18 protein-coding genes and 1 pseudogene are annotated in these 20004 nt (G+C 73.9%); 8 read left to right on the plus strand and 11 right to left on the minus strand.

From position 1 onward, the window contains the following. Window positions 1-123 precede the first annotated feature (123 nt). A complete protein-coding gene (locus JS756_RS12685; RefSeq protein WP_205383362.1) occupies window positions 124-1626 on the plus strand; it encodes a CehA/McbA family metallohydrolase in 1503 nt (500 codons plus the stop codon). 433 nt (window positions 1627-2059) lie between these two features. Here the strand turns inward: JS756_RS12685 and JS756_RS12690 are convergent, their stop codons facing one another. From JS756_RS12690 to JS756_RS12700, 3 genes are read right to left on the minus strand one after another with little or no spacing between them, the layout of a single operon-like run. Further along, the gene (locus tag JS756_RS12690) at window positions 2060-2455 is read right to left on the minus strand and encodes a hypothetical protein (RefSeq protein WP_205383170.1); all 396 of its coding nucleotides are present in this window, start codon (window positions 2453-2455) and stop codon (window positions 2060-2062) included. A gap of 41 nt (window positions 2456-2496) precedes the next feature. Further along, a complete protein-coding gene (locus JS756_RS12695) occupies window positions 2497-2973 on the minus strand; it encodes a protease inhibitor I42 family protein (protein ID WP_205383171.1) in 477 nt (158 codons plus the stop codon). A 23-nt stretch (window positions 2974-2996) separates the two neighbouring features. Then, window positions 2997-3563 carry a hypothetical protein gene (locus JS756_RS12700; RefSeq protein WP_205383172.1) on the minus strand — a complete coding sequence of 189 codons (567 nt, stop codon included), beginning with the start codon at window positions 3561-3563 and terminating at the stop codon, window positions 2997-2999. 425 nt (window positions 3564-3988) lie between these two features. Here JS756_RS12700 and JS756_RS12705 point away from each other — a divergent pair, with 425 nt between their 5' ends. From JS756_RS12705 to JS756_RS12715, 3 genes are all read left to right on the plus strand, one after another. Continuing rightward, window positions 3989-4384, plus strand: a complete 396-nt coding sequence (locus JS756_RS12705) for a nitroreductase/quinone reductase family protein (protein ID WP_205383173.1) — start codon at window positions 3989-3991, stop codon at window positions 4382-4384. 243 nt (window positions 4385-4627) lie between these two features. Continuing rightward, window positions 4628-7666, plus strand: coding sequence for an SARP-family global regulator AfsR (gene afsR / locus JS756_RS12710; RefSeq protein ID WP_205383174.1), 3039 nt, complete (start codon window positions 4628-4630; stop codon window positions 7664-7666). A 200-nt stretch (window positions 7667-7866) separates the two neighbouring features. Next, on the plus strand, window positions 7867-8154 hold the full coding sequence (locus JS756_RS12715) for a hypothetical protein (protein WP_307790553.1): 288 nt from the start codon (window positions 7867-7869) through the stop codon (window positions 8152-8154). A gap of 470 nt (window positions 8155-8624) precedes the next feature. Here JS756_RS12715 and JS756_RS12720 read toward each other — a convergent pair whose 3' ends face one another. The 3 genes from JS756_RS12720 to kbpA all read right to left on the minus strand — a co-directional run bounded on the left by JS756_RS12720 (window position 8625) and on the right by kbpA (window position 12647). Continuing rightward, window positions 8625-9155, minus strand: a complete 531-nt coding sequence (locus JS756_RS12720; RefSeq protein WP_205383175.1) for a hypothetical protein — start codon at window positions 9153-9155, stop codon at window positions 8625-8627. Window positions 9156-9356: 201 nt separating this feature from the next. Beyond that, the gene (afsK, locus tag JS756_RS12725; RefSeq protein ID WP_205383176.1) at window positions 9357-11723 is read right to left on the minus strand and encodes a protein serine/threonine kinase AfsK; all 2367 of its coding nucleotides are present in this window, start codon (window positions 11721-11723) and stop codon (window positions 9357-9359) included. 159 nt (window positions 11724-11882) lie between these two features. Then, on the minus strand, window positions 11883-12647 hold the full coding sequence (gene kbpA, locus JS756_RS12730) for an AfsK-binding protein KbpA (RefSeq protein ID WP_205383177.1): 765 nt from the start codon (window positions 12645-12647) through the stop codon (window positions 11883-11885). Window positions 12648-12769: 122 nt separating this feature from the next. On the opposite strand from kbpA, the gene JS756_RS12735 reads away from it, so the two are divergent. After that, window positions 12770-13417: a TetR family transcriptional regulator gene (locus JS756_RS12735; protein WP_205383178.1), complete on the plus strand. Its 648-nt coding sequence runs from the start codon at window positions 12770-12772 to the stop codon at window positions 13415-13417. Window positions 13418-13535: 118 nt separating this feature from the next. Here JS756_RS12735 and JS756_RS12740 read toward each other — a convergent pair whose 3' ends face one another. After that, window positions 13536-13988, minus strand: coding sequence for an Lrp/AsnC family transcriptional regulator (locus tag JS756_RS12740; protein ID WP_205383179.1), 453 nt, complete (start codon window positions 13986-13988; stop codon window positions 13536-13538). Window positions 13989-14070: 82 nt separating this feature from the next. On the opposite strand from JS756_RS12740, the gene JS756_RS12745 reads away from it, so the two are divergent. The 3 genes from JS756_RS12745 (at window position 14071) to JS756_RS12755 (ending at window position 17037) form a co-directional block, all read left to right on the plus strand. Next, on the plus strand, window positions 14071-14697 hold the full coding sequence (locus tag JS756_RS12745; protein WP_205383180.1) for a LysE family translocator: 627 nt from the start codon (window positions 14071-14073) through the stop codon (window positions 14695-14697). 258 nt (window positions 14698-14955) lie between these two features. After that, the gene (locus JS756_RS12750) at window positions 14956-15624 is read left to right on the plus strand and encodes a pyridoxine/pyridoxamine 5'-phosphate oxidase (RefSeq protein ID WP_205383181.1); all 669 of its coding nucleotides are present in this window, start codon (window positions 14956-14958) and stop codon (window positions 15622-15624) included. Window positions 15625-15840: 216 nt separating this feature from the next. After that, window positions 15841-17037: a flavin-containing monooxygenase gene (locus JS756_RS12755; RefSeq protein ID WP_205383182.1), complete on the plus strand. Its 1197-nt coding sequence runs from the start codon at window positions 15841-15843 to the stop codon at window positions 17035-17037. Between the two features lie 145 nt (window positions 17038-17182). On the opposite strand, the pseudogene JS756_RS12760 reads toward JS756_RS12755, so the two are convergent. From JS756_RS12760 to JS756_RS12775, 4 genes and pseudogenes are all read right to left on the minus strand, one after another. Beyond that, window positions 17183-17370: pseudogene (locus tag JS756_RS12760) on the minus strand (MFS transporter); the annotation flags it as partial. A 515-nt stretch (window positions 17371-17885) separates the two neighbouring features. Then, a complete protein-coding gene (locus JS756_RS12765) occupies window positions 17886-18347 on the minus strand; it encodes an ATP-binding protein (protein ID WP_205383364.1) in 462 nt (153 codons plus the stop codon). 540 nt (window positions 18348-18887) lie between these two features. Continuing rightward, on the minus strand, window positions 18888-19406 hold the full coding sequence (locus JS756_RS12770) for an EF-hand domain-containing protein (RefSeq protein WP_205383183.1): 519 nt from the start codon (window positions 19404-19406) through the stop codon (window positions 18888-18890). A gap of 154 nt (window positions 19407-19560) precedes the next feature. After that, window positions 19561-19941, minus strand: a complete 381-nt coding sequence (locus tag JS756_RS12775) for an STAS domain-containing protein (protein ID WP_205383184.1) — start codon at window positions 19939-19941, stop codon at window positions 19561-19563. Window positions 19942-20004 lie beyond the last annotated feature (63 nt).

Consider the following 20004-nt stretch of genomic DNA (forward strand, 5'->3'; position numbering starts at 1 on the left):
CACCCCGGGACCGCGAACCCCCACAAGCCCCGCCTTCCGCCCCTCCCCTGCCCCGGCCCTGCCCCGGCCCTGCCGTGTCGCTGCCCCTGCCCTGTCACTGCGCTGACGATCCCCTGCGGAACCCTGCGCATCTCCTGCCGCTCCCCTGCCGCTCCCCCGCTCGTGACGGGCGCCGCCGACGCGCCTACGTTGGGAGGCGTGAGCTTCGCTTCCGCCTCAGCAGGCGAGCAGGAGACCAGGACCGTGCGCGGCACACTGCCCGCCGGGTCCCCCGACTTCGTGTACGTGCCCGTCGAAGTCCCGGCGGGCGTCCGGGAGATCAAGGTCTCCTACAGCTACGACAGACCCTCCGTGCCGACCGGCACCCCGGGCAACGCCCTCGACATCGGCCTCTTCGACCAGCGGGGCACCGACCTCGGCGGCCACGGCTTCCGGGGCTGGTCGGGCGGGGCCCGTACGGAGTTCTTCGTACGGGCCGACGACGCCACCCCCGGCTACCTCCCGGGCCCGGTGCAGCAGGGCACCTGGCACATCGCGCTCGGCCCGTACACGGTGGCCCCGCAGGGCCTGTCGTACGAGCTGACCGTCACACTCACCCACGGCCCACCCGGCGAGACCCCCGCGCCCTCGTACCCGCCGGAGCGGGCCGTGGGGCGGGGGCGGGCCTGGTACCGCGGCGACTGCCATCTGCACTCCTGGCACTCCGACGGCCGCCGGACCCCCGCCGAGATCGCGGCCCTCGCCCGGGCGGCCGGGCTGGACTTCATCAACAGCTCCGAGCACAACACCCACGCCGCGCACGCGCACTGGGCGGACGCGGCCGGGGACGACCTGCTGGTGATGCTGGGCGAGGAGGTCACTACGCGCAACGGTCACGTGGTCGCCCTCGGCACCGACCCGGGCACCTTCGTCGACTGGCGCCATCGGGCCCGCGACGGCGTGTTCGGCCGGTTCGCCCGCCGGATCCGGCAGACCGGCGGACTCGTCGTACCGGCCCATCCGCACGCCCCCTGCCTCGGCTGCGCCTGGAAGTTCGGCTTCGCGGAGGCGGACGCCGTGGAGGTGTGGAACGGCCCGTACACCCCGGACGACGAGATGGCGCTCGCCCACTGGGACGCCCTGCTCGTCGCCTCCGTACGAGAGGGCCTGGGATGGCTGCCGGCGATGGGGAGCAGCGACGCGCACCGCGACCCGGACACCGTCGGACTGCCCCGGACCGTGGTGCTCGCCGACGACCTCACGCGCCGGGCCGTCCTGGAGGGCATCCGCGCGGGCCGCTCCTACGTCGCCGAGTCCGGCCGGGTCTCGCTGTCCTTCACCGCGACCGGGGGGCACGGCGAGCACGCCGGCATCGGGGAGCGGCTGGAGGTGGCCCCGGACAGCCCGGTCACCGTCCGGCTGGCGGTCGCCGGCGCCCCGCGCTGCACGGTCCGCCTCGTCACCGATCAGGGCGTGCTGTTCACCGGCGGCCCCCTGCCGGTCTCCGGCTCCGGCGCGGTGGAGTGGCGTACGACGCCGTCGTACGCCGCCTACGTCCGCGCCGAGGTGCGGCACGAGACGGCCCTCGGACCGCTGCCGGGGGCGATGGCGGCGTGCACCAATCCGATCTTCCTCGGGCCCCGGTGAGGGGGCCACCCGGCGGACCGTGCGGATGGACGTCAAGGACTCGGTCTCGGCCTTCGCCTCGGGCCGGATGAGGCGTCCGGGGTGGTGCGCTGTGCCGGGGCACCGTCGAGGGTGACACTCGTCGCGGGTGAAGGAGTTGTCCCGGACGGCGATCTCGAAACGGTCGCCGGTCTCGGCGGTGATGCGGGTGTCCGTCGCGGTACGGCGGGCGCAGATGACGACGTCCCGGCTCCCGCGGGCCGCGCGGACCGCAGCGTCGCCGGTGCGCCGCCCGCACGCGCGAGGGCGGCACGGCCCGCGCGGTGGACCGCGCCCGCGGACGGCGCCCGGGCCCACCCGCTCCGGGACGTCACCGCCTCGTGCGGTGCCCGTCCGCCGCGCGGCTCCTCCGCTCCGTCCTCATCGGTTTCCCACCCGCCCAAGACGTCTGCCGTCACGGGGTGTCCCGATGCCGGCGGCTGTCACTGCGCAGGCCCATGAGCTCGGCGACCGCGTCCAGCCAGCGGACGGCGTGCTCCTCGTCCTGCGGTGTGCCGGCGGCCCGCGCGGCGGTCTCCAGCCAGTCACGCAGCACCGCGGCCGCATCCGGGGACGGCAGCGGCTCGGGCAGCCCCGCCGCGTACGCCAGACCGCCTGCCTTCGCGACCTCGGCGACGTAGGCCACTGATCGCGGCACCACTCCCATCCGGTCCAGGGTGACGGCGGCGGCGACCGCGCCGTCGCCGAACAGCGCGGTGCGGAACGCCTTCCGGCCGAGGCCGTGGCGGAGCAGCTCGGTCACGTCCGTGGCGGCCACGACGTCGTCGTCGGTGCGGGGAGCGGAGGGCATGCGGGGCGCTTCCGTTTCGAGGGGCGGCGGAGTCGGCGAGGTCAGCGGACGGTGATCGTGTAGACGAAGAAGGCCGGCAGGTCGTCCGGCGTGCCCGTGGCGGTCGGGAACGGGCTCATCGTGGTCGTGCCGGGCCGGGAGGGGTCCGGGAACGGAGCCGCCGTCTCGGTACCGCTGTGGCAGCCGGCCATGGGGCAGTGCAGGAGCCTCACCGTGGCTCGGCCGGCCCGGAGTGCGGTGAAGTCGAAGTACTGGGTGCCGTCGCCGGAGCCGGTGCTGCCGCCGCCCTTCTCCTCTTCCCGCTTGCCCCGGTACGTCAGGACGTGCGTGTCGGGGCGGGGTTCGGCAAGGTACCAGTTCTGCCCCAGCGCGGGGTTCGCCGGCACTTCGAGGGTGAACTCCTCTCCCGCGTCGACTGTCACGGTGCGGTCCGCGGTGCCGTAGTGGTCTGCTCCCTCCTGGGCGCCACAGCCCGTCAGGGCGAGGACCGCGGCCGCCGCGGCGGCAAAGGGGGGCATTGCGATGCGTTTCTTCACGTGGCTCAGCCCTGCTGGATATAGACGGTGTCGACGTTGCCCTTGTGTTCGGGCGTGTAGCGCTCGTCCGCGGCCGCGCTGAGGTCGCCGCTGAGGAAGTCGTCCTCGCCGACCCAGGTGGTGACGCCCCAGGGATTGTAGATCTGGAGCCTGTCACCCTCCTGGCCGATGATCATCATGCTGTGGCCGTGCCGGTTGCCGTCTTCGTCGTACCGCTCGATGTTGATGGGCACCGGCTTGCCTTCGGCAACGGACTTCTCGATGTCGGGCAGCACGTTGCGCCGGTCGTCCTCGCCGCCCATGTCCCGGACGGCGTAGCTGTCGCCGGTGTGCGGGCTGAGCTCCTTGTTGGAGATCTCCGCCTGCCCGTCCTTGTCCATGCCGTCGGGGTGCTCGTCCCACCACCAGCCGGCGTTGTCGCCGTCGCCCTCCTCGTGCATGCGCAGCTGCTCGTCGGTCAGACGCTCACGGAAGTGGTCGGGGTCGTCGTCCGTGCCGTCGGGGCCGCCGGTCAGCTCCAGGGCGTAGACGGGGTCGACCATGGCGCGCGCGGTGACCGTGGAGGAGGGCACACAGGTCTCGCCGTCCTGGTCCCACAGCCTCGTACTGGATGTACTCGGGCTTTCGTCCGGTGCAGCGAGAGTGCGTGCCGGGCGTCGCGACGGGGCGAACGTTGCCTGATGCGGCACTAGCACGCTGCCCTCTTGGCGCCGGGACGGTTCGTTCGAGCCGCGCAGGGCGCGCCCGCCTACTGGCCGGCGGGCCCGCGTGACGCCGGGCAACGCGTCGCCCGAGCCCTCGACTCCCCTTCGGAGCAACCCGGTTCGCGGCCGTTCCGGGCGCGGAGGGCCGGCAGGACGGCGCGCCCCCGTGATGCGGCAGCGCCCGCGGGACGACCGCACCGGTCGCCGCGGCCGGGGCCGCGTCGGGGACCATGGAGGTCACGGTGGCGGCGCCCGCAGCGCCGCCCGACCCGCCACGAGGAGGCCCAGAGCAGATGCCCCGCCCCGCCGACCTGAGGTTTCGCGCGACCACCGCCTTCCAGCGCAGGATCGTCAACCCGGTCCTGCGCCGCCTGCCGCTGCAGACACTGCTGGAGACCACCGGTCGCGTCTCCGGCCTGCCCCGGCCGACGCCGGTGGGCGGGCGCCGGGTTGGCGACGCCTTCTGGCTGGTGTCGGAGTTCGGCGGACGGTCCCAGTACGTGCGCAACATCGCGGCCGATCCCCGGGTGCGGGTGCGCATCCGGGGCCGCTGGCACACCGGCACCGCACGTCTGCTCCCCGACGACGACCCGGTGGCGCGGCTGCGGACGCTTCCGCGGCTCAACAGTGCGGCCGTACGCTCCCTCGGGACGAACCTGCTGACGGTACGAGTCGACCTGGACCGGTGATGCCCCGTCAGTTCGGCGCGGTGCCGGCGCGGTCGAGGGGAGCGGAAGGGGACGAGCGGACTCGCGGGGGCGCGACGGCCGCGACCGGACCCGCCTGTGGTGGTGTGCGGGCGGGGCGTACGAGGTGTGCGGACTTCGTGGTCTCTGGTGCCGCGGCCTGTGATCGGCGTCTCGCCCGGCTGACGGGCCGACCCGGGACAAGGCAGACTGACAGGGTTGCTCAGGTTGTCTAGGGGGACGGCGATGGACGGAGTACCGCGAGTGCCGGAGCAGAGGCGTCCCGACACCGGGGCGGCGCACAGCGAGCCTTCCACGCAGCCGGAGCCTCCGGCGCGGCCGGACGCGGCCGCGGGGCCGGAACCGTCGGGCGCCGACGGGCAGGGACCCGCGGCCGGACTCCGTTTCTTCGTGCTCGGCCCGGTGCGTGCCCGGCGCGGCGAGGAGGAGCTGCCGTCCGGTTCCCCGCAGCAACGCGCGCTGCTCGCCGCGCTGCTGCTCCGCGAGGGGCGGACGGCCACCGCCGCCGAGCTGATCGACGCCCTGTGGGGCGATGAGCCGCCGCAGCAGGCACTGGCGGCGATCCGCACCTACGCGTCCCGGCTGCGCAAGGTACTCGACGCCAGCGTCCTGGTGAGCGAGTCCGGCGGCTATGCGGTGCGCGGGCTGGCGGACGGGGCGCTCGACCTCGGCGTGGCGCAGGGGCTGGCAGCGGAGGCGGACAAGGCGCGCACCGGCGGCGCTCTGAGCCGCGCGCGGGAGGCACTGGACCGGGCGCTGTCCCTGTGGGAGGGCGAGGCCCTGGCCGGCGTGCCGGGCCCCTACGCCGACACCCAGCGGGTGCGGCTGGAGGAGTGGCGGCTGCAACTCCTGCAGTCCCGCCTGGACATGGACCTGGAGCAGGGCTGCCACGCGGAGGCCGTCTCCGAACTGACGGCGCTGACGGCGGCGCACCCCCTGCGGGAGCGGCTGCGCGAGCTGCTGATGCTGGCCCTCTACCGCAGCGGCCGGCAGGCGGAGGCCCTGGCGGTCTACGCCGACACACGCCGCCTGCTGGCGGAGGAACTCGGCGTCGACCCGCAGCCCGGTCTGCGCGAGCTGCAGGAGCGGATCCTGCGGGCGGACCCGGGGCTGGCGGAACCGTCCGCGTCGGCTCCCGAGCCGTCCGCGGTCCGGGTGCGTCCCGCTCAACTCCCGGCGACGGTACCGGACTTCACCGGGCGAGCGGCGTTCGTCCGCGACCTGGGCGAGACACTGTCGTCGGCCGGGGGCCGGGTCATGGCGGTGTCCGCGCTGGCCGGCATCGGAGGAGTGGGCAAGACGACGCTGGCGGTGCATGTGGCGCACCGGGCGCGGGCGTCCTTCCCGGACGGTCAGCTGTACGTCGATCTGCAGGGTGCCGGGCCCCGGGCGGCTGACCCGGAGACGGTCCTCGGTTCCTTCCTGCGGGCGCTGGGCACGGCGGACTCGGCGATCCCGGACACCCTGGAGGAGCGCGCGGCGCTGTACCGGTCCGTGCTGGACGGCCGGCGGGTGCTGGTGCTGCTGGACAACGCCAGGGACGCGGCGCAGGTCCGTCCGCTGCTGCCGGGCACCGAAGGCTGCGCGGCGCTGGTGACGTCCCGGGTGCGGATGGTGGACCTGGCGGGGGCCCATCTGGTCGACCTGGACGTGATGTCCCCCGACGAGGCGCTCGCGCTCTTCACCCGGATCGTGGGCGAGGAGCGGGTGGGGTCGGAGCGGAAGGCCGCGCTGGACGTGGTGGCGGCGTGCGGTTTCCTGCCGCTGGCGATCCGCATCGCCGCGTCCCGGCTGGCGTCGCGGCGGACGTGGACGGTGTCGGTCCTGGCGGCCAAGCTGGCGGACGAGCGGCGGCGGTTGGACGAGCTGCAGGCCGGGGACCTGGCGGTGAAGGCGACGTTCGAGCTGGGCTACGGCGCGTTGGACGAGGCCCAGGCGCGGGCGTTCCGGTTGCTGGGGCTGGCCGACGGCCCGGACATCTCGCTGGCTGCCGCCGCCGCGGTGCTGGACCTGGACGTGGAGGAGACCGAGGACCTCCTGGAGTCCCTGGTGGACACCTCGCTGCTGGAGTCGGCGGCGCCGGGGCGGTACCGGTTCCACGACCTGGTGCGGCTGTACGCGCGGGCCTGCGCGGAGCGGGACGAGTGGCCGCCGAGCGAGCGGGAGGCGGCGCTCTCCCGGGTGCTGGACTTCTATCTGGCCACGGCGGCCCGGGTGTACGCGATCGAGCGGCCCGGGGACCGGACCGTGGCGCACCTCGAACACGGCGGGCAGCAGGGGCTGGAGTTCGCCGACGCGTCCCAGGCCCTGGACTGGCTGCACGCCGAGGCGGACTGCCTGCTGGCCTGCGCCCAGCAGTCGCTGAAGGGGGCGACGCTGCGGCGGGCGGTCGATCTGCTCCTGGCCGCCAAGGACCTGGCCGAGTCGGGGGCGAGCTCCCGCCGGTACGAGACGGCCACGCTGGCGGCCTGCGACGCCGCGCGGGCCGCGGGCGACGCGCACGCGGAGGGGCGGGCCCGGGTCACGTTGACGCAGGTGCTCAGCAACGCGGGCCGGTTCGAGTCCGCGGAGGTGGAGGCCCGTCGGGCGATGACGCTGGCGGAGGCGTCCCGGGACCCGTGGACCACCGGCAACGCCCCCAACGAGCTGGGGATCATCGCCAACTGCACGAATCGCTACGCCGACGGCGAGTTCCACCTGATGAAGGCGATCGAGGCGTTCCGCGCCGACGGCAACCGGCCGGGGGAGGCGAGCGCGCTGTGCAACCTCTCCCGGGTCCTCGCGCCGATGGGCCACCTGTCCCGCGCGGTCGAACTCGCGCGTGAGGGCACGGAGATCTACGACGAGCTGGGGCTGATCGTGCGTCTGGCGAACGCGCGCTACGCCCTGGGGATCGTCCTGACCCAGTCCGGGCGGCTCGCCGAGGCCATGGACGAACTGACCGAGGCGGTGCAGACGTTCGCGGAGAACCGGCAACGGCTCTGGGAGGGCACGACCCACTTCCGCATCGCCCAGGTGCATCTTCTTGCACGCCGGCCGGCGCAGGCGGCGCAGCACGCCGAACAGGCCCTGGCGACGGGCTGCATCGGGGGTGACTGGATGCGGGGCAACGCCCTCACCCTCCTCGGCAAGTCGCTGATCGCGCTGGGCCAGTCGGATCGCGCGCGTGCCTGCTGGCAGGAGGCGCTGGCCATCTACGACGCCTCCGCGGCGCCGGAGGCGGAAGAGGTGCGCGGCCTGCTGGCGCCCCTGGCGACGGCCTGAGGTCCCGAACCGGCGTTCATCGAACGTTTATGACGCCCTGCCAAGCTCAGTACGTCGATTCCTCCCGTCGGGGGGCGGGCGGATCGGCAAGGGCCTCGACGCTACTGTGAGCGCCCCGGAACGCCTGTTCGGCGACCCGCGGGGGAGTTGCCGAACAGGCGCTCCGCTCGATGAGCTTGTCATCCACGGGAGTTTTGATCATGAGCGACGCTACGAAGGACGACGCGGCGGCCTCCGGCGGCCAGGGCCACGCCCTCGGCGGCAAGGACGAGGCGGACGCCGTCACCACCATGGACAGCCACTCGCCCGTGCCGCCGAGCGACGGCACCTTCACCACCATGGACAGCCACTCGCCCGCGCCGCCGAGCGACGGCACCTTCACCACCATGGACAGCCACTCGCCCGCGCCGCCGAGCGACGGCACCTTCACCACCATGGACAGCCACTCGCCCGTGCCGCCCGCTCTCGATCTCGACGGCACCAAGTAGTCCTCGGTCCGACGGGGGTGTTCGGCCGCGGCGGCGCGGAGGGGAGCCGCCGCGGCCGAGGTGCGTCCGGGAGCGGATCGCCGGGGCGGCGCGGCGCGACCGGGTCGGCCGTGCGGTCCGTCCGGCGGGCCGCCGGGCGTGGTTCAGGGAGCGCCGGCGGGGCCGGCGGCCGGGCACGCGGCACATCGGCCGGCCCGGTACGGTCCGGCCGCGGTCAGGCGGTGGCGTGCAGAGCCACGGCCGTCAGCAGGGAGACGAGCCGGATGCCCGCCGTGGCGAGCGCGCCGGCACCACCCTGCTCGCGGTCGTTCACGACACAGGCCGGCGTCGGTGTCCGCGCCGAGCGCCCGCAGATCGGTCCTCGACACGTACCGGTGCGAGGTCGTCCTCCAGGGCAAGGAGCGCACGGGGTGCGCCGGTCCCGTGCAGACGACCGAGCGGGCCCCGGGCCACGTGACGGTGGTGGCGCGTCAGGCCACGGGGGCCTGCCGGTCGGTCTCGCAGTGGTCGACCGCCGCGGCGTTCCCGGCGACGTACTCCTTCACCGTCACCGTCGTGCTCGCCGGTACGTCCACCTCGTCCTGCTGGACGTCGAGCAGGTCGCCGTCGGCCTTCACGAAGCTCACCGTGAGGGTGAAGGTGCCGTCCCGGTCGTCGGCGTTGCGGACCTCGACGGTGGCGTAGGGCTGCGTCCGCGTCGCGCAGCTCACCAGCGTGACGACCGCTCCCGTCCGAGGTGCCCCGGTCTCGCCGGAGGTGTCGCCGCTGCCGTGGTCGTCGTCTTCGTCGTCGTGGTGCCGGGTCGAGTTCGAGCCGCCCGAGGACGAGCTGCCGTCGTGGTCCTGTTGGGAGCTGCTGCACCCGCCGCCGTGGCCGGTGCCGTGGGCGTGGCCGTGGCCGTGGCCATGGCCGTGGCCCCGTCCGATGGAGAATCCGGTGAGAGCCAGGACCGTCAGAGCCGAGACCGCCGAGAACCTGATCGCACGTGCGCGTCGCTGCATGCCGGTCACCCTAGTCGGGATGCTGTCACGGACATGTCACTGCCGGGCGACCGGGGCGTACCGGGCGCAGCGTCCGGGGTGGGAAGGGAGTACGCATCGGTCGATCCCCCCGCAGACGGCGGCCGCCGTCCGGATCCCTTCCGCAGCGCCCGGCACGACGGCCGTCCCGGATCCCACCGCGCCCACGGCCCCCGGCCCGGGTCAGGGCGTACGCGCGGTACCCGTGCCCTTCTCCGCGTCCAGCGCGTACACGCAGCGGTCCTTGCTGCACGCGTACACCACGCCGTCCCTGACCACCGGTGACCCGGTGATCTCGCCGCCGGTCGCCAGCTTCCAGCGCAACCGGCCGTCGTCGGCCTTGAGCGTGTAGAGGAGATGGTCGGTGGAACCGAAGTGGATGCGGCCCTCGGCCACCGCGGGCGCGCCCACGATGTCGCCGCCCGCCTGGAAGCGCCACTTCGGTGTGCCGGTGACCGCGTCCAGGGTGTAGAGGCCCCGGCCGCTGCCGACGTGCACATGGCCCGCGGCGACCAGCACCGGCTCGATCGAGGTGCGGGACTCGGTCGCGATGCGCCAGCGGTCGCGTCCGTCGGTGGCGTCGAGGGCGTAGACGGTGCCGAGGTAGTCGGCCAGGTACACACCGCCGCCGGTCACCGCGGGACCGGGGACGAACGCGGGCGGCGAGAGGAAGACCGCGGGCGCCTCGAAGTGCCAGCGCACCCTGCCGCTCGCCACGTCGACGGCCAGGACGCGGGTGCCGGCGGAGACGTAGACATAGCCGTCCGGCGCCGGGCAGACGCGGACGGGCACACCGCCGCAGGAGGCGGCGTCGCCGATCGGGTAGGACCAGCGCTCGTCGCCGGTGCGGGCCTCCAGGGCGCGCAGCCGGGCGTCCTGCCAGACGTACACCGTGCCGTCGTGCAGCGCCGGGCCCGCCTCGGGGGACTCGAAGTCGGTCTGCGCGCCGGTGATCTCCCACAGCTTCTGACCGGTCGACGCCTCCCGGGCCTGCACGCCGCCGCCGCGGGTGCCGGTGACGACGGTTCCGTGCTCGGCCTTCAGCGAGTACACCCAGGCATCCGTCTGGAGCCGCCACAGGTCGCCGCCCTCGCGGGCGTCGAGGGCGAACAACGTCGGCCCGTCGGAGGCGTGGATACGGCCGTCCGCGACCGCCATGGACCAGGCCACGTCCCGGGTCTTGAAGCGGCGCCGGCCGGTGGCCACGTCCAGGGCGTGGACCTCGAACGACGTGACGTAGACGAGATCGCCGGAGACCGCCGGGGTGCCCCACACGTCGTTCGACATGCGGAACCGCCAGGGACGCCAGCCGCTCTGCTGCTCCGGGGGCGCAGGGGGCGGGTGGGGAGCGCCGGGTTCGGGGCCGACGACGCCGGGGCGGGCCCGGGACCAGGAGGCCGCGAGGGCGGTCTCCGGCCGGGGTGCGCCGAGGGCGGCGGCGCGGACGTCGGCCACGCGCGGGCCGGGCCCGATCGGGACGGCGGCGCCGGCCAACCGCACGGGGCCGTTGTCGGGGGCGCCGACGGGCACGGACCGGTGGGCGGCCGGGACGGCGGGCGCGTGCGAGGGCGGGGGCGGCACGGCGGGCAGGCCGGCTCCCGCTCCACCCCGTCCGCCGCTGCGCGGGCCCGCGGGCGCCGGTCTGGCGGCCGGCCGGCCGCCGCGGCGGGTCTCGATGAGGCCGACGGCCTTCTCCGGCAGCCACGCGGACGCCGTGCCGCTGTCGTCGGAGCCGGATCCGAACAGGTGCGGGGCGAGCTGGGCCTGGAGGTCTGCGGGCGTGGGGCGGCCCGCGGCCTCCATCTGCATGCAGGACTCGATCAGCGGGCGCAGTTCCTCGGGGAGCCCTTCGAGGTCCGGGCCCTCCCTGAGCAGCATGAAGACCGTCTCGACCGGGTTCGCGCCATGGAACGGCGGGTGGCCCGTGGCCGCGAACACCAGCGTGGAGCCGAGGGAGAAGACGTCGCTGGCGCCCGTGACGCTGCGGGAGTCCTTCGCCTGCTCGGGGGACATGTAGGCGGGCGTACCGACGGCGACGTTCGTCATCGTCAGACGCGTGTTCGAGACGCCGGAGGCGATACCGAAGTCGATCACTCGCGGGCCGTCCTCCACCACGAGGACGTTGGACGGCTTCAGGTCGCGGTGGACCAGTCCGGCACCGTGGATGGACTGCAGGGCCTCGGCCACGCCTGCCGCCAGCCAGCGCACCGCCTGGGCCGGTAGCGGCCCGCAGTCGTTGATTATCTCTTCGAGGGAGGGTGCGGGCACGTACGCGGTGGCCAGCCACGGCACGGCGGCGCGGGGATCGGCGTCGACCACGGCGGCCGTGTAGAAGCCGGACACCGCGCGGGCCGCCTCCACCTCACGGGTGAAGCGGACCCGGAAGAGCTGGTCCTCGGCCAGCTCCGTGCGGACGGTCTTGATCGCCACGCGCCGGCCCGACGCCGAGCGCGCGAGATAGACCAGACCCATGCCGCCGGCCCCCAGCCGTCCCAGCACCTCGAACGGCCCGATGCGCCGAGGATCGTGCTGCGTCAGCTGATCCACCACTTGCCTGCCACCTCCCCGTACGAGCCGCGCCATCCACGTATGGACGCGGCCGAAGTGCAGCGTCTCACCACCGCACCGCCGCGGCGGCACGCACCCCGATTCTTCCTGGCCGGAGCGCCGGTTGCGAACCGGGTGACAACAGGGGTGTCTCACATCATTTCAGGGCAGATCCATCGGATCGTGTCCCTCCTCACCCTCCGCTCGGCGCTCCAGCACCGCGAACGACGCCCCCTGATTGTCCGTGACGACGGCCACCGTCCCGTACGACGCCTCGAAGGGCCCCGCCTGCACCCGCCCGCCGAGGCGCAGCACGGTGGCGAGGGCGTCCTCGCAGTCCTCGACACCGAAGTGGACGACGAAGTGGGGCGGCATCTCGGCCGGGAAGACGTCGGCGACCGGTGCGCGGCCGAAGTCGGGACGGGCGTCCGGGCCGAAGAGGGCGTCGCGGAAGAGGCCCCCGTAGAAGGTGTTGACGACCGAGGTGTCACGGGCGTACAGCTGCGCCCAGGCGAAGGTGCCCACCTCGTGGCGCCGGCCGAAGCCGGGATGGCTGCCGGGCTGCCAGAGCCCGAAGACCGCGCCCTCGGGGTCCGCCGCCAGGGCGTGACTGCCCAGCTCGCCGACGGGCAGCGGGGCGGTGACGAGCTGCCCGCCGGCGGCGAGGATGCGCCGCGAGGTGGCCTCCGCGTCGGGGGTGGCGAAGTACACCGTCCACACGGTGGGCAGGCGGCCGTCCGTCTTGTGGGCGAGCGCGGCGACGGGCTCGCCGCCCAGGCGGGCCCACACCGAGGAGCCGTACGCGTCCTCGTAGGTCCACCCGAAGAGCTCACCGTAGAAGCGCTTGCCCGCCTCCACGTCCGGCAGCTGCGCGTCCACCCAGCAGGGGACGCCCTCTCCGTACGCGGATGCCCTGTTTTCGGCCATAGCGCCAAAGTAACGGCCGCACCGACACCGCGCAGACCAGGCACACCAGCCTCCGAGCCCCCCTGCACCCCATTTGCAGTCGGCCGAATCGCGCTCCGATCACCCGTCGGTAAGCTGACGGCATGACAGGACAAGTGCGTACCGTCGACGGCCGCGTGGCCGGTCGACGTGGGCAGGCGACCCGGCAGAAGCTGCTCGACTGCCTCAGCGAGATGCTCAGCTCCTCCCCCTACCGGGATGTCAAGGTCATCGATGTCGCCCGGAAGGCGGGCACATCGCCCGCGACCTTCTACCAGTACTTTCCGGACGTCGAGGGTGCCGTCCTGGAGATCGCCGAAGAGACGGCCTCCGAGGGCACCGGCCTGTCCGAACTGGTCGAGGACCGGTCCTGGGTGGGCAAGGCCGGCTGGCAGTCCGCCCAGGAACTCGTCGACGGCTTCCTGGACTTCTGGAAGAAGAACGACGCGATCCTGCGCGTGGTCGATCTCGGCGCCGCCGAGGGCGACAAGCGCTTCTACAAGATCCGCATGAAGATCCTCAACGCGGTGAACGGCCCTCTCACCGAGGCCGTCGCCGCACTCCAGGCCAAAGGCCGGATCGACAAGGACGTGAACCCCGGGGCGATCGCCGGTTCGCTCGTCGCGATGCTCGCGGCGGTCGCCTCGCACCAGAAGGGGTTCTCGGCATGGGGCGTCAAGCAGGCTGAACTCAAGCCCAACCTGGCGCTGTTGGTGCACCTCGGAGTGACGGGGAAGAAGCCCACGAGGTAGACACGAACGACACCCGCGCGGTGGCATCCGGAGCCAGCCTGCTCCCCCGCAATGCCGAATCCTGTCTCACAGGCGGTGGTTCCCTCACGTGGACCGCCGCCTGTCGCGTTCACGGGTGCTACGCGGGCAACGGCCGGTCCTGCACCACATGCTTCATCACCAGCGTGGAGGTCAGCCGCTGCACGCCGGGCAGGGTGGCGAGCCGCTCGTCGTAGAGCCGCTGGTAGGCGGTGAGGTCGGCGGCCACGACCCGCAGCAGATAGTCCGGCTCGCCGAACAGTCGCTGCGCCTCCAGCACCTCCTCCACCTCGCCGAGCGCCCGCTCGAACTCGACGACGGTCTCCCGGTCCTCCTGCCGCATCGAGACGAAGACCAGCGCCTCGAAGTTCAACCCGACGGCCGCCGGGTCCACCAGCGCCCGGTATCCGCTGATCGCGCCGGACCGCTCCAGCTCGCGCAGCCGCCGGTGGCAGGGCGAGACACTCAGCCGCACCCGCGCCGCCAGCTCGGTCACGGTCAGCCGCCCGTCCTGCTGCAGCTCGGCAAGAATCTTCCGGTCCACGTCGTCCATGAGCAAGATTCTCCCCCCTTCTGTCCTCGTATGAAGAAACTTCAGGAACACTTTCGGCCACATCACGCCTAATGTCCCCTCCATGGACTCGGGAACGCTGATCTCCTTCCTCGCCGTGGACCTCCTGCTGGTCTGCGTGCCGGGCGCCGACTGGGCGTACGCCATCGCCGCCGGGCTGCGCGGCCGGTCGGTCACGGTCGCGGTGGCGGGCCTGGTCTCCGGGTACGCGCTGCACACGGCGCTGGCCGCGGCGGGGCTCTCCGTGCTGGTGGCCGGGTCGCCCCGGCTGCTGACCGCGCTGACGGTGGCGGGGGCGGCGTACCTGCTCTGGCTGGGGTGGGGCGTGCTGCGCCGGCCGGGCGTCCCCGGGGCGGGCCGGACGCCCGCGGCGGACGGCTCCCGCTCCCGCGTCCTGCTGCGCGGCGCCGCGATCAGCGGGCTGAACCCGAAGGGCCTGCTCCTCCACCTGTCCGTGCTGCCGCAGTTCCTCACCCTGGGCGGCGCGCACCTGCCGGTGCCCGTCCAGACCGGCGTCCTCGGCCTGCTGAACATGGCCTGCTGCACGGTCGTCTACCTCACGGTCGGCCTCCTGGCCCGCGCCGTCCTCGGCGCCCGCCCCGCCGCGGCCCGGGCGGTGACCCGCACCTCGGGGGCGGCGATGCTCGGGGTCGGCGCACTGCTGCTGGTGGAGCGCCTGGCGACCCTGTGACCGCCTGCCCGCCCCGGCTTCGGAGCGCCCGACGGGGCCGGGACCCGGGCCGGTGCCGCCCACGCCGCACACACGCCGGCGGAGGGCCGAGGGCGGGCGGCCCACACCCCACGGCGGCGCAGAGGAACCGGGGAACCGAGGGGCCGGGAACCGGGAGACTGCGGGGCGAGGACCGGGCCGGGTGAACCGGTGCCCGGCGCCCTGTGCCGAACGGCACCTGCCGCCCGGCCGCGGACGCGGGAGCCCGACAATCGGGGGATGAGTACCGATCTTCACGAACTGCTGCGGTCACTGCGGGTGTGGGATCCGGAGGTGACGTCGCTGCCCGGCTTCGACCCGGCCGCGGCACCCGAGGACCCGCTGCACCTGTTCACGCGCTGGCTGGGGGAGGCGGCGACGGCCGGGCAGCCGGAGCCGCACACCATGTCGCTGGCCACGTCGGACGCCGAGGGCCGCGCGGACGTGCGGACCGTGATGCTGCACGGCGCGGACGCGGACGGCTGGGCGTTCGCCACGCACGCCGGCAGCCGCAAGGGCCGCCAGCTCGCCGGACGGCCGTATGCCGCGCTCGGCTTCTACTGGCCGATCCTGGGGCGTCAGGTACGGGTACGCGGGCCGGTGGAGGCGGCGTCGGCCGAGGAGGCGCAGACCGATCTGCACGTCCGGTCGACCGGGGCGCTGGCCGCCGCGCTCACCGGGCGGCAGAGCGAACCGCTCGGGTCCGTCGAGGAGCTGCGGCTCGCCTCGCAGGCCGCCTGGGAGCGGGCCCGGCGGGAACCGGACGCACAGGCACCGACCTGGACGCTGTACCGGGTGCGCGCGGAGGAGATCGAGTTCTTCCAGGGCGACGCATCCCGCCGGCACCTCCGACTGGCCTACCGGCGGAAGGGGGACGGCGGCTGGCACCGGGAGCTGCTGTGGCCCTGAGGGGCCACGGCGCCCGCGCCGCTCGCGGACGTCCCTCCGCTCCCGCCGGGGAGCAAAGGCGCGGCGACCGGCGCGATCGGCCGCCCCTCACCCCTTCGCGACGAGGACCTCTACGACACAAGTCCCACACAGTTCTCCCCCACCCGTGATCAATCCGCAACCAATTCCGGTCTTGACCGAGACCCATCAACCTGTTGGGTGATTACGCTCGCGCACATGGCCGACTCCACAGCGTCCGCACGCCCCACGCCGCCCGCCGCCCGCCCCGTCCACGTCATCGGCGGCGGACCCGGCGGCCTGGCCGTCGCGTACGCGCTGCGGGCCCGCGGCATCCGGGCCGTCGTCCTGGAGAAGTCCGACCGCGTGGGGGCGTCCTGGCGGGGCCACTACGACCGGCTCCACCTGCACACCACACGCCGTCTCTCGGCCCTGCCGGGGCTGCCGATACCCCGCCGCTTCGGCCGGTGGGTGTCCAGGGACGACGTGGTGCGCTACCTGGAGAAGTACGCCGAGCACCATGAGCTGGAGATCGTCACCGGCGTCGAGGTCACCCGGGTCGACCGCGCCCCCGACGGCACCGGCTGGCTGCTGCACGCCACCGGCGGCCGGGAGCTGACGGGTGCCGCGGTCGTCGTCGCCACCGGCCACAACCACACGCCCCGCGTCCCCGACTGGCCCGGCCGCACCGCGTACACCGGCGAGTTCCTCCACGCCTCCGGCTACCGCAACGCCCAGCCCTACGCAGGCCGGGACGTCCTCGTCGTCGGCGCCGGCAACACCGGTGCCGAGATCGCCGTGGACCTGGTGGAGGGCGGCGCCGCCCGGGTGCGGCTCGCGGTGCGGACCGCGCCGCACATCGTGCGCCGCTCGACCGCCGGCTGGGCCGCCCAGTTCTCGGCCGTCCTGGTCCGGCGGCTGCCGGTGCCGCTCGTCGACCGACTGGCCAGGCCCATGGCACGGCTCAGCGTGCCCGACCTGTCCGCGCACGGCCTGCCCCGCCCCGAGACCGGCCTCTACAGCCGGGTCACCGAGGGCGCCGTCCCGGTGCAGGACGTCGGCCTCGTCGACGCCGTCCGCCGGGGCCGGGTGGAGATCGTGGCCGCCGTCGACGGGTTCGAGGACGGCAAGGTCGCCCTCGCCGACGGCACCCGGATCGAGCCGGACGCCGTCATCGCCGCCACCGGTTACGCCCGCGCCCTGGAGGGCCTCGTCGGCCACCTCGACCTCCTGGACGACCGGGGCAGACCGGTCGTGCGCGGCGCGCGCACCCCGGCCGGCGCGCCGGACCTGTACTTCACCGGTTTCACCAACCCCATCAGCGGGATGCTCCGCGAACTGGCCATGGACGCGGAGAAGATAGCGAAGGCGATCGCCGGGAACGCCGACGGACAGGTGTCGCGTCTGCCGGTCTGATCCGCGCACGGGGCCCACCGCTCCGCGGCTTCCACCTTCCTGCGCATCACCGGCACCGGCTCGGGAGCGCCCGCGGACCGTAGCCCCGGCGGCTCGTGCCGCCGGGACCGGAGCGGGCGGCCACGGGTCCTCGTCCCGCGACGAGGGCGGAGCCCGCCGGCCTGCGCCGGATCAGCAGTGCCATCGACGCGCGGCCGCGCACAGCGCGCCGGACACGTACCGGACGACGTCGTAGGAGCCGAAGACGTCCCGGGCGACGCCGCCGAGCCACGCCACCGCCGCCGCGTCCACCTGGTGGGCGGCGAGCACCCAGCCGAAGACGATCGCGCCGTCCCCTGACCCGCGAAAAGTTGTCCACAACCTGTGGAGAGACGGGCGGCGCGGCCCTCCCGCCGCCTGCGCCGCCCGAGCGATCCGCCCCCGAGGTGCGGAACGCGGGGGTCCCTCGCGGACACCCCCCGAACAGTCCGGCCGACGGCGCACCGCTCCGCCCCGAGCGCGGCACCGCACGCCGCCGACCGACTCCGGCGCACCCGCCCCGACTTCCCTCCGCCCCGAGCACCCCTGGAGGGAACGGACGCCGTCCGCGACCCACACTCGCCGAGGGTTCCCGTCACCGGAACCCTCGCCGTCCCCTCGCGGCGAATCGCTGCCCACAAGCGTGATCAAACGGACACGTCACGTCAACAGCAGAAAGGGGAATTATTACTTACGCCCGATTTGCCGCAGGCGCGCACGGAAGCACAGCGCGGGCGCACACCGGGCACCGGAACCGTCGCATCGTCGTCGTCTGCGACCGTGCCCCGATCCGGGCGCCGGATGCGGGGGCAACTCCCCGCCGGGCGGCGTCACACCGCTTCGTACGCCAGGTCCCCGTAGGGCGGGGCCGAGGCACCGCAGCCTTCGCCGAGCTCCCGCGGAGCGGTGCACCGGTCGAGTTCGCACCAGATGCGCTTACCCGCCCCCTCCGCGCTCCAGCCCCACCGGTCGGCCAGGCCGTCCACCAGGGCCAGGCCCCGGCCGCCGGTCGCGTCGTCACCCGCGCACCTGGGCACCGGGGCCCGTCCACTGCCGTCGGCGACCTCCAGCCGCACGGGAGCCGACTCGGCCGCCACACAGGGCAGGGACAGTCGCAGAACGGCCGGAAGGCCGGTGTGCACCACGGCGTTGGTGACGAGTTCGGAGACGAGGAGAATCAGCGTCTCGGCGAGCGGATCGCCGGCCTCTATACCCGACCCGGCGAGCCGGGAGCGGGCCCATCTCCGGGCTCGACCCACTTCCGTGGGATCGGGCCGGATCTCCAGCTGCACCTGTAGCACCTGCACCGCTCACACCATCCGAACCGGCGGACACATGGCCGCGCGCCACGCGAGCACCACGACGACGAGGGCCACGATCGTAGCCATTTTCTGCATGGCCAGGACAACGGCCGAAGCCTGGGTCACGGAACGTGAAACCCTTGCAGGACAGCTTGATTGACGTACAGTCACCCCAACAAGCGCTTCGGGCATATTCCAGCGCGAAGGAGTACCCGTGCGGCATACTGTGCGACGCTCACCGCGAGGAGTCGAACAGGCGACACCGGCATGGCTCTTGACCGGAACCACTCGCATCCCACACAAGGTACCGGAGGGTGCGGTCGACTCCGGTTGGTGACGAGTCACGTGAAGGACACAACCCGGTATCGGCACCATGTGACGCTCCGTGACATCGGGATGCCACATTCCGCGACATACCCGCGAGCCGTACACCGCAGCCGCACCCCCGCGCCGGGCCCGTCCTGCACCGGCGCCGTCGGGGCCGTCATCGGCCACGCCCTGCGGACAGGGCGTGGCCGCGCGGTTGCGAGGTCACTCGGGCACGGTGAAGTAGCGGGCGAAGGCGGTGACGACCTGGTCCTCCTCCACCACGCCGTCGCCGTCGGCGTCGAGGGAGGCGGCGGCCGTGCGCGCCACGCCCTCCCGGACGCCGAGGATCCTCAGCACGCGCGCGACGTCGTCGACGGTGGCCGCTCCGGGGCCGTGGCCGTCGGGGCCGGCGAGGGCGAGGGCGGCGTGCAGGAAGGGGCGGGCGATGCCGGCGAAGCGCTCCGGATTGTCCCGCAGCCGCTTGACCGCGCCGGTGACGAACTCCTCGCGGGTGATGCGCTGGTCGCCGTCCCGGTCCGCCATGCCCGCCATGCCCTGCCAGAACGCCTCGGCGCCCAGGTACAGGGCCTGCCCGCGGTCGGAGCGGGCGGCCACGCCGAACTCGGCGAGCAGCGCCTTGGCCGCGGAGCTGAAGTCCTCGCGGTCGATCCAGCCGTTGCCGTTCTGGTCGAAGGTGGCGAACCGGGCGGCGATCCTGCGTTCGTACTCGCTGCTGACCATGTCTTCTCGGGCCGCCTTACGTCACGTCGTGGGGGTGCGTACGGCTGCGAGCGTAGGACGCCGGGGGTCCGCCGGGAACGGGCGCAGAACGCCTGTGCCAGGACCGGGGACGTTCCGGGACAGCCCTGTGTCAGTGCAACGCGCCGCCCGAGCCTCACGCCGACAGCGGCGGGACCTCCTCGGTGACCGCGTCGGCGAGTGCGGCGTGCACGTCGAACAGCCGGCGCACGCCGAGGGCCCCGAAGACCCGGTTGACGTGGGAGCCCTCGACCGAGCCTCCGTCCGGCAGCACCAGCCGCAGCATGCCCCGGCAGGAGCGCAGCAGACGGCGGGCGGCGATGAGGACGCCGACACCGCTGGAGTCGCAGAAGTGCACCCCGGAGAGATCCAGGACGAGGTGGTGCCGGCCGTCCGCGACGACATCGTGCACCCGCTGCCGCAGCACCGGGGACGTCACCAGGTCCAGTTCCCCCGACACGTGGAGCACAGCCCATTCGCCCTGCTCGCCGTCGGTCACATTGAACGTCACCACCACGTCCTTCGCTCATCAAGCGGAGGCAGTCCCTACGCTTCCTTGCAGCGCGGCTGCCCACCGGCC

Origin of the sequence: Streptomyces actuosus (genome assembly GCF_016921115.1) — a bacterium.
Taxonomy (GTDB): Bacteria; Actinomycetota; Actinomycetes; order Streptomycetales; family Streptomycetaceae; genus Streptomyces; species Streptomyces actuosus_A.